This window comes from Micromonospora parva, assembly GCF_000718515.1.
Lineage (GTDB): Bacteria > Actinomycetota > Actinomycetes > Mycobacteriales > Micromonosporaceae > Micromonospora > Micromonospora parva.
Window position 1 is genome coordinate 156,618 of sequence record NZ_JNZS01000003.1, and the last position, 16,288, is coordinate 172,905.

At 68.2% G+C, this 16,288-nt stretch carries 15 protein-coding genes; 9 read left to right on the top strand and 6 right to left on the bottom strand.

From position 1 onward, the window contains the following. Nucleotides 1–232: 232 nt before the first annotated feature. From IF22_RS0103945 to IF22_RS0103955, 3 genes are all read right to left on the bottom strand, one after another. The gene (locus IF22_RS0103945; protein WP_030328476.1) at nt 233–964 is read right to left on the bottom strand and encodes a class I SAM-dependent methyltransferase; all 732 of its coding nucleotides are present in this window, start codon (nt 962–964) and stop codon (nt 233–235) included. A gap of 393 nt (nt 965–1,357) precedes the next feature. After that, nucleotides 1,358–2,503 carry a hypothetical protein gene (locus tag IF22_RS0103950; protein WP_156057283.1) on the bottom strand — a complete coding sequence of 382 codons (1,146 nt, stop codon included), beginning with the start codon at nt 2,501–2,503 and terminating at the stop codon, nt 1,358–1,360. Continuing rightward, nucleotides 2,500–3,072 carry an RNA polymerase sigma factor gene (locus IF22_RS0103955; protein ID WP_030328480.1) on the bottom strand — a complete coding sequence of 191 codons (573 nt, stop codon included), beginning with the start codon at nt 3,070–3,072 and terminating at the stop codon, nt 2,500–2,502. The genes IF22_RS0103950 and IF22_RS0103955 overlap by 4 nt, the downstream gene beginning before the upstream one ends. A 263-nt stretch (nt 3,073–3,335) precedes the next feature. Between IF22_RS0103955 and IF22_RS0103960 the strand changes: the two genes are divergently transcribed. From IF22_RS0103960 to IF22_RS36355, 3 genes are all read left to right on the top strand, one after another. Beyond that, on the top strand, nt 3,336–3,776 hold the full coding sequence (locus IF22_RS0103960) for a hypothetical protein (protein ID WP_030328481.1): 441 nt from the start codon (nt 3,336–3,338) through the stop codon (nt 3,774–3,776). 40 nt (nt 3,777–3,816) lie between these two features. Then, entirely contained in the window at nt 3,817–5,187 is a 1,371-nt protein-coding gene (locus IF22_RS32825) for a glycoside hydrolase domain-containing protein (protein WP_245233514.1), read from the top strand. Between the two features lie 437 nt (nt 5,188–5,624). Then, a complete protein-coding gene (locus IF22_RS36355; RefSeq protein ID WP_425339839.1) occupies nt 5,625–5,828 on the top strand; it encodes a hypothetical protein in 204 nt (67 codons plus the stop codon). A 78-nt stretch (nt 5,829–5,906) separates the two neighbouring features. On the opposite strand, the gene IF22_RS0103975 is transcribed toward IF22_RS36355, so the two are convergent. After that, a complete protein-coding gene (locus tag IF22_RS0103975) occupies nt 5,907–7,151 on the bottom strand; it encodes a family 16 glycosylhydrolase (RefSeq protein ID WP_051708161.1) in 1,245 nt (414 codons plus the stop codon). 109 nt (nt 7,152–7,260) lie between these two features. Beyond that, nucleotides 7,261–8,385 (bottom strand): ROK family transcriptional regulator, encoded by a 1,125-nt coding sequence (locus IF22_RS0103980; RefSeq protein WP_030328489.1) that lies wholly within the window; start codon nt 8,383–8,385, stop codon nt 7,261–7,263. 87 nt (nt 8,386–8,472) lie between these two features. Between IF22_RS0103980 and IF22_RS32830 the strand changes: the two genes are divergently transcribed. From IF22_RS32830 to IF22_RS33590, 5 genes are all read left to right on the top strand, one after another. After that, nucleotides 8,473–9,789, top strand: coding sequence for an ABC transporter substrate-binding protein (locus tag IF22_RS32830; protein ID WP_081883684.1), 1,317 nt, complete (start codon nt 8,473–8,475; stop codon nt 9,787–9,789). Next, on the top strand, nt 9,782–10,723 hold the full coding sequence (locus tag IF22_RS0103990; RefSeq protein WP_030328490.1) for a carbohydrate ABC transporter permease: 942 nt from the start codon (nt 9,782–9,784) through the stop codon (nt 10,721–10,723). The genes IF22_RS32830 and IF22_RS0103990 overlap by 8 nt, the downstream gene beginning before the upstream one ends. Then, entirely contained in the window at nt 10,720–11,526 is an 807-nt protein-coding gene (locus IF22_RS0103995; RefSeq protein WP_030328492.1) for a carbohydrate ABC transporter permease, read from the top strand. Before IF22_RS0103990 ends, IF22_RS0103995 begins: the two co-directional genes overlap by 4 nt. 10 nt (nt 11,527–11,536) lie before the next feature. Next, nucleotides 11,537–12,799 carry a Gfo/Idh/MocA family protein gene (locus IF22_RS0104000; protein ID WP_036410748.1) on the top strand — a complete coding sequence of 421 codons (1,263 nt, stop codon included), beginning with the start codon at nt 11,537–11,539 and terminating at the stop codon, nt 12,797–12,799. 167 nt (nt 12,800–12,966) lie between these two features. Further along, nucleotides 12,967–13,428 carry a barstar family protein gene (locus tag IF22_RS33590; RefSeq protein ID WP_081883685.1) on the top strand — a complete coding sequence of 154 codons (462 nt, stop codon included), beginning with the start codon at nt 12,967–12,969 and terminating at the stop codon, nt 13,426–13,428. A gap of 59 nt (nt 13,429–13,487) precedes the next feature. Here the strand turns inward: IF22_RS33590 and IF22_RS0104010 are convergent, their stop codons facing one another. After that, nucleotides 13,488–13,727 carry a GNAT family N-acetyltransferase gene (locus tag IF22_RS0104010; RefSeq protein ID WP_245233515.1) on the bottom strand — a complete coding sequence of 80 codons (240 nt, stop codon included), beginning with the start codon at nt 13,725–13,727 and terminating at the stop codon, nt 13,488–13,490. A gap of 463 nt (nt 13,728–14,190) precedes the next feature. Between IF22_RS0104010 and IF22_RS0104015 the strand changes: the two genes are divergently transcribed. Continuing rightward, nucleotides 14,191–16,272, top strand: a complete 2,082-nt coding sequence (locus IF22_RS0104015) for an MMPL family transporter (protein ID WP_245233516.1) — start codon at nt 14,191–14,193, stop codon at nt 16,270–16,272. Nucleotides 16,273–16,288 lie beyond the last annotated feature (16 nt).

A 16,288-nucleotide genomic window follows, 5' to 3' on the forward strand; every position in this document is an offset into this window, starting at 1 on the left:
TCAAGCCGAGCACCTCACGACTTTGCCGGAGCCCTGGTCCAGGAAGCCCTGCTCAGATCTTCGCCAAGGGAATCGGTGTCGGACGACGGACTCGCAACAGGCTTCAGCCCGCGCACCCATGACGCTCTGCGTCGATGAGGCGGTAGGACGCTTCGACCGAATCGGGGGCCGTGGCGACGCGCTCGCCTGTGCGGGCGGATCGCGGCATGTGCGGACATTACCGGTGGTGCGGTCAGTGGTTTTCGGTGTAGTAGGAATGCACGGCGGGTTGTCCGGTGTAGTTGGCACCAGCGCGATCGTCGGCACCGAGGTAGCGGTACGGGAGGCGGGCGTCGCGGCGGCCGGTGCAGCTGATCCGGCGGCGACGGGAGTCGTAGGAGAACCCGGCGGCGCGGAGTTGGGCGGTGAGGCGCCGCCCCGCGGGTCGCCCGTCAGGAAGCCGAATGCTGGACAGGTCCAGGTCGGCCACGAGGCGGCCGGTGGGAGTCAGCCAGCCGGCCGCGCGGGTCAGGACGGCGAGTTTGTCTCCGACGTAGTGCAGTCCGTGCATACAGGTGATCAAATTGAACGTCCGCGTTGGTGCCCAGTTGACCACCGAGGCACAGATCAACTCCAGGTTCAGCGGTGGTGTAGGGACGGGATCGAAGGCGTCAACCAGGTCCACCCCGACGAGGACTGTCCGCTCGGTCAACCCTGCCAGCCGCAGCTCCCCGGCAGCCTGGATAAGCGCTCGACCGGTGCCGCAGCACAGATCCAACCAGCCAGCGGCTGCCAACGGCTCGGCTCCGCCGACGCGAACTGGGCCGGCGGCGAGAACGTCAAGAGGGTTGAACCCCAACTCCCGGGTGTAGCTGTTGACCCCGGAGAGCTGCCGCTCCCGGTTCATGACGCAGTTCGCCACCACCGCGGACTGCTCCAAGGCCTCGTTGCCAAGCAACTCGAAACTGGCGCGTTGGTCGACCACACCAACATCATCCCAGGATCAGTTCCTCAGGCCGAACCTCGACCAGCGGCATAAACGTGCCTGGTGACCTGAGTGTGGGTGTCGGCGTGGGTGCCGTTCGTTGAGGCAGATCGCGCAGCCGTTACCGCCCAGGCACGTCGCCGCCATGGAACGCTAGGCCCGCCCGGTCCCGTCGACGCGGCCGAAAGGTGGTGAACGCGCTCGGCGACACCCCCATCGTGCTGTGCGACGTCGATCCCGCCGATAACGCTCAGTGCGACTCTGAAGCTCGCACAAGCCTCGCTGTGGTGGTGACCTCCGAAGAGGTCACCACCACAGGGCGCGCTGGTCAGGGCGTATACAGCGGGATCGGTGCCCCGTCTGCCGGAACGCTGGTGGGTGGGAGTTGCCGGCCTACAGGTCGGCCTTCGTCACGCGGGAGGATTCGTACGTCGTGGAGGCCGTGGGGAGGCCCGGCACGGTGGAGACGTCCTTGACGAGCATGCCGGTCGTGGCGTCGATGGTCAGCACCTCGCTGCCCGCGCCGCCGAACACCTCGGGGCCGGCGGTGATCGTCAGCGTGGCCTTGCCGTGGGTGGTCGAGTTCTTGACGCTGACCGCGGAGATGGTGGACAGCAGACGCAGCACACCGGCCCGGACCTGCGTGTTGCCGTCGCCAGCGGACAACGCTTGGGTGCTGTACGTCCACAGGGCGTTGTCGAAGTGCCGCTGAACGGCCTGAGGGCTGTACGGCTTCGGCTCGGCGTTGCCGCCCTTCTGCTTGATGATCACCTGGGCGTCCGCCTGCTGCTTGTCCCACACCGCCTTCTGCGCTGCGGGGTCGAGGCCCACCAGCGGATCGTTGGCTGCCTTGAGCATCTGGGTCCGGCCGTCGGCCGGGCTGCTGTCCGCCGCGGCGATGGCCGCCTTGAGGAGCGGAGCGTAGCCCCCGTCGGTCATCTGGTCCTGGTGACGGGCGATCGCACGCTTGATGTCCTTCACGCTGTTGCCCGTGTAGATCGCGTGACCATCGGTGTACAGCGTGTAGACGACCTGCATGGTCTTGGTGCCGTCGACCTGCGTCGCCTTCACCAGCCACGCGTCGCCCGCCGCCGGGGTGACCGTCTTGATGGACCCGGCCAGGGTCATCAGCGGCGTACGCTCGGCCGACCCGTCGGCTGCGGTCGAGGCCGAGGTGGCGGCTGACGAATCCTTGCCGGCCTCCACGCCCCCGGTCGCCGGCGAGTTGAGCACCACAGCGACAACTGCCGCCGCGGCGGCGACCCCCACCCCGGCGCCGATGCCCCATCGGCCCGCGATGCCGATCCGGCGGCGGGGCTGAAGTGCCGGGCTGGATTCGTGGTCCCGCGTGGTTGTCGTCGTTTCCATGGTTGAAGTCGCCTCCATAGTCGTGTCCTCCGCTGAATTCGCGCGCAGAAGCCGCACGGTTCCGGGGTCGGCCATAGCCGCCCGCAGCACCGCCCGCGCCCGCTGATACGCCTCCGGGCGTAGTGGTTCCGCGCTGCCCAACGCACCGACCAGATCGAGCTCGTCGGTCATCGGTGTCTCTCCTTCGCGCTGTTGCGGTCCTTCAGAAGCGCGGACACCCCCGGGGCGTCGCGCAATGCCGTCCTGGCCTGGCTCAGCAACCGCCGCGCGGTGCCGGCCGGTATGCCGAGTGCCCGCGCGGCGTCGGCCGCGGTCAGGTCCTCCCAGGCGACGAGCCTCAGGACCTCCCGCTCTTCGGGTTTGAGCCGTGTCAGGGCCGACCGGAGCACCGCCCGGGCGTCCACGCCGAGGTCCACCGCCGACCACGGATCCCATCCAGTAGCCACGTCCGGCACGTCCGCGACCAGGTCCTCGGCCGGCCGGGACCGCCAGTAGCGCCGCAAGCGATTCAATGCCACCCCGTACAGCCACGGCCGCGCATCGTTGTACGACCGGTCGTACGATCGCCGCGACTCGAACGCCGCAACCCACACCTCGCCCAGGAGGTCCTCAGCCGCATCCCGCCCAACCCGGCGAACGAGGTACGAACCGACGGCGGCCTCATGACGCTCGACCACCTCCACGAAGGCGTCGACATCGCCATCCAGCGACCGGCCTATCAAATCCGCATCCGAAGCCATAGCCCTCCTCGGCAAAGTCCGCGCTTCACCCTGACATTGCCGATCAGGCGGGAAAGTGTTCAGGCCCCGAGGTCCGACGGCAAGCGGTCGCCCAGTAGCGACCTCTCAGCGGCCGCGGTGCGGTCAGCGTGGGGCCCAGGCCAGGGCCGGGATTCGAAGTGAGGAGGTAGCGGCAGCGATGCTCAGGGTGAGTAGGTATGCGGACACTCACGGTCGGCGGGAGATCGCTAGCCTCGTAGTCCACCGAGCGGGGAGGGGCCAGCATGGCGGCGCTGGTCGAACACACCGAGCTGTACGTCGATGTCGACTATCGACTGTTCGCGATGATCGACGACAGCAACGACCGGCGCAACGCTCCACCCTCACCGCACGAGCTCGATCAATGGGTCAGCTCGGCGCCAGGCTACGTGGTGGTCGAGAACATCGACGACGCCGTGGTGCTGGGTAGCGACACCCGGCTGGAGACCTGGGACGGGCCGGCCGACTTCGATCCGGCCGGCTGGGACCGCAGCCACGTACTCGAGGTGGTCTTCGAGTCGGGCATCCTCGGGTTCTCCAGCGGCACGGCCGGCGGCATCGCCGACGCCTACCGCCTTCCGCCGGGCCGCCGATGGAGCGTACGGCTGGCCTGGCGCACCGAGGCGCCACCCGCTCCGGACGAGCTGCCGACCGCGTCGGTCCTCATCCAGTTCAGCCCGGCCTGAGCCGCCGGGCCGGCACTTCGCGGTCGGGCGGTCTGTCCCCGTGAGCTCGGCGCCGGGTCGGCGGCGACCCTCTATTGCTACTCATCGATTCATGGTAGAAATCTTTCGCACGGCCAGTTCCCAGGCAAGGATTTCTTCAGATGGAGGCGACGTGAGAGTCACTGCCGGGTGGCTGGCGAGTCTTACCGTTGCCGCGGTGATCGTGGCGCCCGCCGAGCCGATTGCTGTGGCCGCGACACCCACACAAGCATCAACTGCAGTGACGCCGCTGGCCACCGGCCCGCAACCCGGCACCTTCACCGGCCGGGGATTCGACACCTGTGCCGCTCCGTCCCAGACCACGATGAACGCGTGGCGGACCAGTTCGCCCTACGGCGCGGTCGGCATCTACATCAGCGGGGCCAGTCGCTCCTGTTCCCAGCCCAACCTCACCGCAAGCTGGGTGGCCAACCAGACCAGCAACGGATGGCGGCTGATCCCCATCGAACTGGGTTACCAGGCACCATGCGGCACCCGCACGCCGAAGATGTCCGCCGATCCCACCACCGCTCGGTCACAAGGCGTCTCCGCGGCCAACAGCGCCGCGAATGCCGCCCAGGCACTGGGCATCGGCGCTGCGAGCACCCTCTACAACGACATCGAGCAATACCCGTCGAACGCGTCGTGCCGGGCCGCCGTGCTGTCGTTCCTGTCCGGTTGGACCGAGCAGTTGCACGTACGGGGCTACCTCGCCGGCATGTACTCCAGCGGTTCGTCCGGCATCAAGGACGTCTGCGAGGCATACGACAACCCGAGCCACACGCGACTCGACCAGATCTGGATCGCCTGGTGGAACGGGGTGGCTGACACCGACGCCGGAAGCTACTGCGCCGATGCCCACTACGCGGACCAGCAGCGCATACACCAGTACGCCGGGGAGGTCACCGAGACGTGGGGCGGCGTCACGATGAAGATCGACCGCAACTACCTCGACGTGAGGGTTACGCAGACCCCGCCGCCGCAGTGGACCACGACCATCGACAACAGCACCTCGGGCGGCTTCACCGCGAGCACCGAATGGGGCACGTCGGCCTACTCCGGCCAACGGTTCGGCACCGACTACCGGTTTACCAGTCCGGTGTCGTCCAGCGACGTCGCCTGGTTCCGGTCGACCATCCCGGCGACCGGAAGCTATGAGATCTCAGTCTGGTACCCCGCCGACGCGGGCTACAACAACCAGACGCCATACCTTGTGGAGACAACCACAGGCAGCAGGTCCGTCCTCGTCAATCAGCGGATCAACGGCGGTAGGTGGGTCTCGATCGGCGTGTTCACGCTGGCGGCCGGCACGGGCAACAAGGTCGGCGTGAGTCGCTGGACCAGCGGCACCGGACTCGTGGTCGCCGACGCGGTACGGATCACCCGGGTCTGAGCTAGCTCACTCGCCCCTCGGCGAGCAGCGCGGTCACGGCCCGAACTGCCGGCGCCGCAGCCGTCTCCGGGAGAAACCCCAATGCAGCACCGCCATGACCCGCGCCCCCGCGCCCGCGACTACATCGGCCGATACATCCCACCCTGGGCATAGCCCCTTACCCAGGTGCTCGCCTCAACAACGCAGGTCTCCCGAACGGAGCCCAGCTACGCTTGGTGATGGCCGCACCGGCTCTTGTCGGACCGGCGTCCCACCTGAAGTCCCACCTGGGACCTCACCTTCATCGATCACGTTCCTTGCAGGTTCACGTTCGGCACCAGGCGTAGATTCACGGCCGTTCAGGGCATCCCGCTGATCCCACCCTGCTCCCCCTGGACCCACCTCCGGGCGCGGCGCTCGTCCTCTACACCGACGGACTGGTCCAACGCCGCAACGAACTGATCGACACCGACATCGAGCGCGTCGCCGACGGCGTACGGTCCGGGCCGGCCGACGCGTTGTGCGACCACGTCATGGCCACCACCGCCGAGGAGCACCGGACGACGACATCGCCCTGCTCGTCATTCGCCGCCAACCATCACCCGACGAGACCACTCAGGCAGCCGACAGGCCGCCTCCAACACCCTGGAGGCGGCCTGTGAACTACGAGACCTGACAGTGGGCGAGGCTGATGTGCGGCCCTCGTCGATCCCACTGACGGACGGTTGGGTTACGGTTCGTCAGGAGACGGGTTCGAGATTCCACTGACTGGTCCACCAGTTGGCGGGCGCGGCGCCGTACTGGATGCTGCCGGTCATGTTTTCGGTATGGGCGTAGGTGCCCTTCCAACGGTTCTTCAGGCGCAGGCGGCCGTCGACAGGCTCCTGGGCCCACTGCGCCGACCAGTAGGTGCCGGGTACCGCACCGGTCTGCACGTTGCCGGTCTGGTTCTCCACGTGCAGGTAGTTGCCGGTGGCACGGTTCTTGAGCCGGACGTAACCGTCGACGTTCTCGACTGCCCACTGGGCGGACTGGTCGGTGCCGGAAGCGGCGACGTACCTGGCGGTGCCGCTGCCGTCGTCCTTGACGTACTGGCCGGTCTGCCGGTTCTTCAACCGCTGATAGGACACCGGGTAGCCGCCGTCCTTCTTGTAGACGCGCAGGTAGTCGACACTCCAGGTCTTGGGCCAGACGTCGTTGTGCCGACCGGAGCCGGCATCGGTGTAGATGCCCATGATCAGCCCCATCGGCATGTTGGGAGCGTCGTTGATCGTCCGGTAGAGCTGGCCGTCGTAGTAGAACTTGATGTCGGTGGGCGTCCACTCCATGCCGTACGTGTGGAACTCGGTGGTGGGTGACCCGCTGGGGACGGGGGCGATCGACGCGTACGAGCTGGACAGGAAGTTCGGGTCGCCCCAGCCGTGGGCGGCGATCCGCCAGTTGTTCGGCTCGTTGAAGAACGTCTCGACCATGTCGACCTCGGGGTTGCGCGAGGCGCTGGAGGTGTCCCCGGTGCCGACCAGCCAGAGGGCCTGGTGGCCGCCGCCGCCGACGTTCGACTTCTTGGCGCGCAGCTCGACGTAGCCGTACTGGAACGTGTAGCCGTTGAAGTCGGGCTCGTGGTGGTTCAACGGCATCGAGCTGTTGAACTTGTGCCAGTAGTCCTTGTTGTAGGTCTGGATCGAGGAGATCTTGACCGTGCCGTCGTACTGCGGGTTCCACGCCGGGGTGTCGGCGTCGAGCCGCTGGGTAAGCACGCCGTCGGCGATCGTGTAGCGCGCCTTGGCACCCAACTCGCGGTTGGCGGGGGAAGTCCAGTGCGGCAGGTAGTAGGGCAGCCAGCGGTTCGTGTCGAGGGTGCTGACGTCGAACTCTTCGGAGAAGTCGAGCGTGTAGCCCGGCTTGGCGAGCGGGCTGGGCGGGGTGTCGCCGGCCTGCGCCGGCGGGGCGGTGACGATGCCGGCGAGGGTGACGCCGAGGATCATCGAGCTGGCTGCGGCTAGAACTCTTCGAAAGCGATGCGCCATGAGGGCACTCCCGGGGGGGTAACGAAAGAAAAGTTCTTTCGGAATATGCCGTTGAGCGCTACCGCTGTCAAGAGCCGTCAGTGAAGAGCTCCGCGCGGACCGCGTCCCGGGCGGTTTCGACCGCGCCGATGGCCACCGCGTCGTCTCCCAGCGCGGAGATCGCCAGGCCTGGCAACTCGTACAGGATCTCGGCGAGGTGGCGCCGCACCGGCTCCATCACCGTCTCGCCGGCACGCGCGACGCCCCCGCCCACCACGACCAACTGCGGGTCCATGGCGAGAACCATGGCGCCCACTCCCTCGGCGAGTGCTCGCGCGTAGTCGTCGACGGCCTCGACCGCGCGCCTGTCCCCCCGCCTAGCCTGCGCGAAGACCCACTCGCGGGAGTTCATGCCGGGAGCGACCCCCGCGTCGGAGAGCAGCTTGCGGGGTGCCGCCTCCCAGCCCAGGCCGGGGTGCCGGCCGATTTCTCCGGCAGCCCCCCGGCCGCCGCCGAACGGCCTGCCGTCCACCAGGACGCCGACGCCGAGGCGGTGCCCCGCATGCACGTACAGAACGTGGTCGACCCCCTGGGCGGCACCGACGCGGTGCTCGGCGAGGACCGCGAGGTTGGCGTCCTTGACGGCGCTCACCGGGCACTCCAGACGGGCGGTGAGTTCCTTGGCCAGCGCCGTGCCGGTCCAGTCCGGAATGGCCACGCTCAGCCGCACGACACCGTCGGCGATGATGCCTGGGGAACCGGCGCAGGCCGCCCACAACCGCGGCGCGCCGGCCGGCATCGTCCGTCGCAGCAGACTGACAGCGGCGTCGATGCGCCCGGCCGGGTCCAGAGCCGGGTCGATGGCGGTCCGAGCGGCCGCCACCTGCGCGCCGGCGAGGTCGGCGATCCGCACCGACACCGCGTGCGCCCCGATGTCGAGGCCGGCCACGATGCCCGCGTCCGCGGCGAAGCGGTACCGCTGCGCGGGTCGCCCCCCGGTCGGGGCGTTGTCGAATCCGTCCAGGACGAGGAGTCGAGACTCCACCAGTGAGGTCAGGATGCCCTGCACGGTGGGGCGGGATAGCCCGGTCTCGCGGGCGACACCGCTGATGGTCAGCGACGGCCCTTCGTAGAGGAGCCGCAGCACACGACGCGTGTTCAGGTGCCGTAAGGCGCTCTGGTCCCCGCCTGGAAGAGCATCTCCCACGGTCATTCGCTGCCCCTTGACGTGCGTTCGTCGACGGCTCACTATAGCGAACGCAAGTTTCCTTCGAAACTACTCCTGCCCAGGGAGACCCCCATGAAATCGATGACATCAGCGAAGAGTGCGCTCAGCGCGGCCGCCGTGCTCCTCGCGCTCGGAGCGTGCGCGCCGGGCAGTTCGTCGGACGGTGAGCCGGCCGCCGACGCCAACGCGGCGGTCCAGACCGGTGTGCCGGCCGGACCTGTGGAACTCAACCTGATCGCCACCCCCGAGTCGGGCGCCGCCATGAAGGACATCATCCCGGCGTTCCAGGCGAAGCACCCCAACGTCAAGATCAATTACGTCGACACCACGTACGACGACTACAACAAGTCACTCAACCTCGCGTTGTCCAGTGACACTTCGCCCGACATCGTGCTGCTCAATGCGGTGGGCACCACGGTCAAGGACCAACTGATCCTCAACCTCCAGCCCTACGCCAAGGCGTACGGCTGGGAGTCGGCGTACCCGGCCGGGCAGCTCAACCAGTGGCGGGTCGCCAAGGACGGCACCACCCTCGGGTCGGGCGACCTGTACGCGGCACCCGCGTCCTTCTCCCAGGTCGGTCTCTACTACAACAAGGCCACGTTGAAGAAGCTCGGCATCGACGCCGCTCCGGCCTCACTGGAGGACCTGGAGGCCGCGCTGGCCAAGGCCAAGGCCGGCGGTGAGACCCCGCTGCAACTCGGCAACAAGGAGGGCCACGCCTCCTTCCCGATCCAGCTCATCGGTCAGTCCACGGACGGCCCGGCCGCGTACGCCAAGTGGGTCTTCGGCGAGGGTGGATCCACCTTCGACACCGCCGGGAACACCAAGGGCGCCCAGAGCATCACCGACTGGGGTACGAAGGGCTACTACTCCAAGGACGCCAACGGCATCGACCTGCAGGGTGCCGTGGACAAGTTCACCAAGGGCGACGGCGTCTTCTTCGTCGACGGTTCCTGGGACTCGAAGAAGATCGGCGACGCACTGAAGGGCGATGCCGGCTTCGTGCCGTTCCCCGGCCCCAAGGCCACCGCGATCGGCACCTCGGTCGCGTACGGGATCTCGCGGAAGTCGAAGAACGCGCAGGCCGCCGCCGCCTTCCTGGACTTCCTGCGCGGCCCGGAGGCTGCCAAGGCCTCGTTCGCGCAGGGTTTCCTGCCCTCGGACACCTCGACGGTGACCGCTGAGCCCGGCACCATCTCCGCCGACCTGATCGCCGCCTGGAACAAGGTCAACGCCGATGACGGGCTCATCGGGTTCAACAACAACGCCACAGCGACCATGAACGACACGCTGGTCGCCGAGACTCAGAAGCTGATCGCCGGCAAGGTCGACCCGGCCACGTTCATCCGGGCCGTCCAGTCCGACTGGGCCAAGACGCATGGCTGACAGCCTCGCGAATCGCGTGGCCGTCCGGGACCGCACCGTCGTCGCCCCCGCGACGCCGGTGCGGGCCCGGCGGTCGCGGGCACGACTCGTACCGCTGCTCTACACCGCACCGGCGCTGCTCTTCTACGCGGCCTTCGTGATCGCGCCCTGGCTGCACAGCCTCTGGATCTCGTTCTGGGACTGGAACGGGATCGGCGTCGCCACCTGGGCCGGGCTCGACAACTACCGGGAGATCCTCGCCGACCCGGCGCTACGACTCTCCCTGGTCCACGCCTTCGGGCTGATCCTCTTCTACTCGGTCATCCCGATCTGCTTCGGCCTGGTGCTGGCGGCGCTCGTCGCGAACGTGCCCTGGAAGGGCATGCCCTTCGTCCGTACTGTGATCTTCCTGCCGCAGATCCTTCCGCTGGTCGCGGTCGGCAGCGTCTGGAAGCTGTTCTTCGACGACGACGGACCGTTCAACGCGCTGCTGCGCGCGGTCGGCCTGTCCGACCTCACCCGGGCCTGGCTGGGTGACTTCACCTGGGCCTATCCGGCGGTCGGAGTCGTCGGGACCTGGGTCTCGACCGGGCTCTGCTTCCTGCTGCTGTACTCCGGAATCGGCAAGATCGATCCGGCCCTGTACGAAGCCGCCCGGCTCGACGGCGCCGGCGCGATCCACGAGTTCTGGCACGTCACAGTGCCGGGTCTGCGCCGGGAGATGTCGGTGGCCGCGACCGTCACCGTGATCGCCGCCCTGGCCAGCTTCGACGTCGTCTACGTGATGACCGCCGGCGGCCCCGGCGAGTCGACACTGGTGCCCGGTGTCGCCATCTACCGGCTGACCTTCACCGCGGGGCAGGTCGGCACCGCCTGTGCGCTCGCCGTCGTCCTGTCCCTGCTGACCTGCGCGGTCATGTTCGCCCTGAACCGCCTCACCCGGGAGAAGACATGATCCGGTCGATGACCCGGTTGTCGCTGCTGGCCGCCACCGCCTCGGTGCTGGTCCCCTTCTACGCGATCGTCGCCGCGTCGCTGCAACCACAGGACAATCTCAGCCCGGGCCTCGCGTGGCCGTCGGATCCGCAGTGGCACAACTACGTCGACGCCTGGTCGACCGGCGGCTTCGCGGACCTCATGCGGTCCAGCCTGATCATCGCGCTCGGCGTCGTACCCCTCGCGCTGGTGCTCGCGACGCTCGCCGGATACGGGCTGGCGATGATGCGGCTAGCCGTCCGGGGGCCGATCTTCGCGTTGCTCATGCTGGGTCTGGCCCTGCCGTACGAGTCGATCGTCATCCCGCTCTACTACGACCTCAAGTCGATCGGACTCCTCAACACCTACTGGGCGGTCATCCTGCCGCTCATCGGGGCGTTCATGCCGTTCGGGGTGTTCTGGATGCGGAGCCACTTCGAGTCGCTGCCGCCGGAACTCACCGAGGCCGCCGAGATGGACGGCGCGACCAGCAGGCAGATCCTGCGCCAGGTCCTGCTGCCCACCGCCCGACCGGCGCTCACCACCCTCGGCCTTCTCTACTTCATGTGGGCGTGGAACCAGTTCCTGCTCGCGCTGATCCTGATCCAGGACCCGGCGATGCGGACGGCGCCGTCCGGGCTCGGCAAGTTCATCCAGGCCTACGGCCGCAACATCCCGCTGCTCAGCGCCGGAACGATCATCGTCATCGTGCCAGTGGTCATCCTCTACCTCTTCTTCCAGCGCCACTTCGTCAAAGGCATCCTTTCCGGCGCCATCAAATAGGAGACACCTGATGTCCATCACACTGGCGATCGTCGGTGCCGGAGCGCGAGGCGCCGCCTACGCGCGGCTCGCCGTGGCCACCGCAAACGCCACGATCGCGGCTGTCGCCGATCCCGACCCCGCCCGCCGCATCACCCTGGCCGACGAGTTCGACGTACCCGCCGAGCGCCGGTTCGCCTCGTGGGAAGACCTCGCCGCACAGCCCCGGCTCGCCGACGCGGTGATCGTCGCGACCCCCGATCGCGCGCACGTCGAGCCGGTGGTGGCCTTCGCCGAGCGCGGCTACGCGATCCTGCTGGAGAAGCCGATGGCGCCGCTGCCCGAGCAGGCGGAACGCATCGTCGCCGCAGCCGTCGACAACGACGTCCTCCTCGCCGTTTGTCACGTACTCCGGTACACGCCCTACTCCCAGACGCTCAAGCGGCTGATCGACGCCGGGCGGATCGGTGCGATCGTCAGCATCGACCACCTGGAACCTGTCGGCTGGTGGCACCACGCCCACAGCTACGTGCGCGGCAACTGGGCGGTGGAGGCCGAATCCTCCTCGATGCTGCTCGCCAAGTCCTGCCACGACATCGACTGGCTCGGCCACCTCATCGGCCGGCCGGTCCGCCGGGTCTCCTCCTTCGGCGGCCTCGCCCACTTCCGGCCGGAGAACCGTCCGGCTGGAGCGACCGAACGCTGCGTCGACTGCCCGGTCGAACGATCCTGTGCCTACTCCGCGATCCGGATCTACGAACGGTTCCTCGGTGACCCCGTCCACGAGGCATGGCCGCTGGGCGTGCTCACCGACGATGTCAGCGCGGACGGCGTCCGCAAAGCCCTGGAGGACGGCCCGTACGGCGTCTGCGTCTACACAGGTCGCAACGACGTCGTCGACCACCAGGTGGTCAACCTCGAATATGAGGGCGGCAGCACCGTCGCTTTCACGATGACGGCCTTCACGGCGCTCGACTTCCGCAAGACTCGAATCTTCGGCACGCTCGGCAGCATCGAGGGCGACGGTCGCACCCTGCGGGTCCACGACTTCCTCACCGACACCGTCGAGACCATCGACCTGGATCCCGACGGCGACGCCTCGGCCGCCGACGGGCACGGCGGCGCCGACGCGGCACTCATCGAGGCGTTCATCGCGGCGGTCACCACCGGTGACCGCTCACTGGTCACCTCCGGACCCGAGGAGAGCATCTCCTCACACCGGGTCGTGTGGGCGGCGGAGCAGTCCCGCGCCACCGGCAGCGTCGTCGAGCTCATTCCCGCAACCCCGGTCTAGGGGTACGCCGCAAACCGCCGAACGACACCCCGGGGCGATCGACTCGCGATCGCCCCGGGAGCTGCGGGCCCCTGTCGACCGGTGGAACCGTCGATCAGCTCCCGCAGGATGTCGGCGTGACCGGCATGCCGGAGCCTCATCGAACGCCGTCGCGTAGCTTGGGCTGAATGACGAGCAGTGGGCGGAACGACTCCGCCGATCACCTCGTGGTCTGCTCACGCACTGCCCTGGTCGAGCTGGCGGCGGTGTTACCCGCAACGGGCAGGTTCGTCGTGGCCCGACTTGACGGAACGAGGATGGCGGACGCGGACCTCGCCTTCTACGAGTTCTCCGACGCGCTGCTCTTCCCCGGTTACTTCGGTTGGAACTGGGACGCGTTGTCCGACTGTCTTCGTGATCTGAACTGGCTGCCCGCGGACGGGTACCTGATCGTCGTCGACAACGTGACCCGGATGCTGTCGAGCAGTGCAGACGATCGGAACACGCTGTTCCGGATCCTGTCGCAGGCCGTGCGGCACTGGGCGTTTCCGGTCGGTCGGCCAGAGTTCACTGTGCTGCTGCTGTGCGACAGCGATGACGAGGCCGCACTGTTGCGGCAGGAGATCGCTAACGCGCTTCGAAAATCGTGACGCGCTTCGCAGGCCGGCCCGGCCAACGCTGACCGCCAGGCTCATGCCTCAATGCCGCGCTACAGGTCCATCGCGTACACCCGGACCCGGCGGCCGGTGCCCGGCTGCACCGTCTCGCGATCCAACGACATGCCCAGCTTGACCATCACCCGAGCGGACGCCTCGTTGCCGACGACGTGAATGCTGACCAGCCGCCGGAGGTCGAGCTCGGCACGAGTGCGCGCGACGACCGCCTGGGCCGCCTCGGTGGCCAGGCCCCGACCCCAGTGCGTACGGCCGAGCCGGCAACCGATCTCCACTGCCGGCATGATCTCGGGCAGGAGTGAGAGACGACGACCTGCCGATTCGGATCCTGTGCACGTGATCCGGTCCGCGGACCTGCTGCGTGAGGGTCGTGTGCTTCTGCTCGGCCTCGCCGACCGCGCAGATGTCCGCGACGGCGCGACCGCGTGGACCGGACGGTCAACACCGTCGCCACCCGCACGGACCGGATCGACGTCGACGCCTAGCTGATCCGGCCCGACGGCTGCGTCGCCCGGGCCTTGCCCACCGCGCAGGATCTGGACCCCGCCACGCTGGTGCGTGCGCTCGGCATCTGGCTCGGCCATTCGGCCTGACCGGCGCATTAACGGTCGTCTCAGATTCGCTCGGTACGAAGTCGGCATCAGATAAGCGATGTGACCCGTATGGAGGAAACTAGTGATGGCAGTCAATGCAGCACCGCCCGGGGAAGCACCGGCCGGTCGCTTGGCAGGCCGGTGGGTGCCATGGTTGGTGATCGGGTTGTGGGTGGCGCTGGCGGCGGTCATGGTGCCGCTGAGCGGGAAGTTGAGCTCGGTAACCACCGACAGAGCCGTGGACACCCTGCCGGCCAGCGCCGAGTCCACCAAGGTGGCCGTGCTGGAGGACAGCCTCCCCGGCGGTGAGGACAACACGTTCGTCTTCGTGTACCACCGTGCCAGCGGCTTGACCGACGCCGACCGCGCGTCGGTCGAGCGCCACCACGACACCCTTGCCAAGCGGTACCCGCCGAAGGCGACGGCGGCGGGCGGCGAGGACGACGAGGGCCCAGCGACGAAACCCTCCACCGACGGCAAGGCGATGATGTTCACCCTCGACGTGAGCACGACCTACGGCGCACCAGAGACCATCGTCGGCCCATTGCGTGAGGCTGCGAAGGACCGCCCCGCCGGCCTGGAACTCGACGTGACCGGACCCGCCGCGGTCGACGGCGACATGGACGCCGTCTTTGACGGCATCGACCTGCAGGTCTTCCTCACCACCGTCGTCGTCGTCACGCTCCTGCTGATTCTCACCTACCGCAGCCCGGTGTTATGGCTCATCCCGCTCATGGCTGTGGGCGCGGCCGCACTGACCGCGATGGCGACCGTCTACCTGCTCGTCAAGGGCTTCGGCATCGTGATCAACGACCAGAACTCGGCGCTGCTGACGATCCTGGTATTCGGCGTCGGCACGGACTACGCGCTATTGCTCATCGCCCGGTACCGGGAGACGCTGCACCACCACGAGAACGTCCGGGTCGCGATGGTCCACGCGCTACGCGGCGCGGCGCCGGCCATCGTCGCGTCCGCGGCCACCGTGATCGCTGGCCTGCTCTGCCTGCTCGTCGCCGACCTGAACAGCACCAGCGGGTTGGGCCCGATCGGCGCGGCCGGCATCCTGTGCGCGCTGGTGGCCATGCTGACGCTGTTCCCGGCGGTGCTCGTGGTGCTCGGCAGGCGGATCTTCTGGCCGGCCATCCCGCGGTTCGACACGGCCGTCCAGGAGAAGCCGGGGCTGTGGGGACGGCTCGGCACCGCCATCAGCCGCCGACGGTGGGTGGCGACGCTAGGCTCGCTCGGAGTCCTCGGCGTGCTCGCCATCGGGCTGGCGGGCAATACCGGCGCCCTCCGGGAGCAGGACCAGTTCCTGTCCGCGCCGGAGTCGGTCACCGGCTTCAGCGTCCTCCGCCAGCACTTCCCGGAGCTCGGCGGCCAGCCGATGACGATTTTCACACGGCCGGCGTACCAGGAGCGGGTGCTCGACGTCGTCCAGGGCACTCGCGGTGTGGCCTTGGCCGTCCCGGGGCAGACCAGCGGAGGGTGGGCCGACATCTCCGTGTTCCCAACCGACGCGCCGGACACCGCCGCGGAGTACGACACGATCAAGCGGGTGCGTACCGCCGTGCACGCGGTGAACGGGGCGGAGGCGATCGTCGGCGGGCCGAGCGCGGAAAACCTCGACACCGAGGTCACCACCACCCGCGACGAGAAGCTGGTGATCCCGCTGGTGCTCATCGTCGTCCTGATCGTCCTCGGGCTACTGCTCCGAGCGATCGTGGCCCCGCTGGTCCTGATGGCGACCGTGATCGTCTCATTCGCCGCAGCCTTCGGCGGCAGCGTGTTCGTCTTCGACACGATCCTCGGGTTCAAGGGCGTCGACTATTCGGTGCCGCTGCTGGCGTTCCTGTTCCTGGTGGCGCTCGGCATCGACTACAACATTTTCCTGACCAGCCGGGCTCGGGAGGAGACTGTGCGTCTCGGCACCGGAGAGGGCATGCTCAAAGCCCTCGCCGCCACCGGTGGCGTCATCACCTCGGCGGGGTTGGTCCTAGCGGCCACGTTCGCGGTCCTCGCCTCACTTCCGCTGGTGATGCTGATCGAGGTCGGGTTCCTGGTCGCCTTCGGCGTGCTGCTCGACGCCTTACTGGTGCGGTCGGTCCTGGTGCCCGCCCTCACGCTGCTGATCGGCCGGCGGATGTGGTGGCCGAGCCGGTTGTCCCGACCGGTGGAGCTGCCGGACGATCAACGGCCGCTCGTGGAGGGAACCGCGCCGCAACGGTGAGCGCGGCGGCACAGTC

Excerpts from the sequence above, each read along its gene's own strand:
- IF22_RS0103950 (WP_156057283.1), bottom strand. The coding sequence starts at position 2,503 with ATGACCGACGAGCTCGATCTGGTCGGTGCGTTGGGCAGCGCGGAACCA.
- IF22_RS0103955 (WP_030328480.1), bottom strand. The coding sequence starts at position 3,072 with ATGGCTTCGGATGCGGATTTGATAGGCCGGTCGCTGGATGGCGATGTC.
- IF22_RS0103960 (WP_030328481.1), top strand. The coding sequence starts at position 3,336 with ATGGCGGCGCTGGTCGAACACACCGAGCTGTACGTCGATGTCGACTAT.
- IF22_RS0103975 (WP_051708161.1), bottom strand. The coding sequence starts at position 7,151 with ATGATCCTCGGCGTCACCCTCGCCGGCATCGTCACCGCCCCGCCGGCG.
- IF22_RS0103980 (WP_030328489.1), bottom strand. The coding sequence starts at position 8,385 with ATGACCGTGGGAGATGCTCTTCCAGGCGGGGACCAGAGCGCCTTACGG.
- IF22_RS32830 (WP_081883684.1), top strand. The coding sequence starts at position 8,473 with ATGAAATCGATGACATCAGCGAAGAGTGCGCTCAGCGCGGCCGCCGTG.
- IF22_RS0103990 (WP_030328490.1), top strand. The coding sequence starts at position 9,782 with ATGGCTGACAGCCTCGCGAATCGCGTGGCCGTCCGGGACCGCACCGTC.
- IF22_RS0103995 (WP_030328492.1), top strand. The coding sequence starts at position 10,720 with ATGATCCGGTCGATGACCCGGTTGTCGCTGCTGGCCGCCACCGCCTCG.
- IF22_RS0104000 (WP_036410748.1), top strand. The coding sequence starts at position 11,537 with ATGTCCATCACACTGGCGATCGTCGGTGCCGGAGCGCGAGGCGCCGCC.
- IF22_RS33590 (WP_081883685.1), top strand. The coding sequence starts at position 12,967 with ATGACGAGCAGTGGGCGGAACGACTCCGCCGATCACCTCGTGGTCTGC.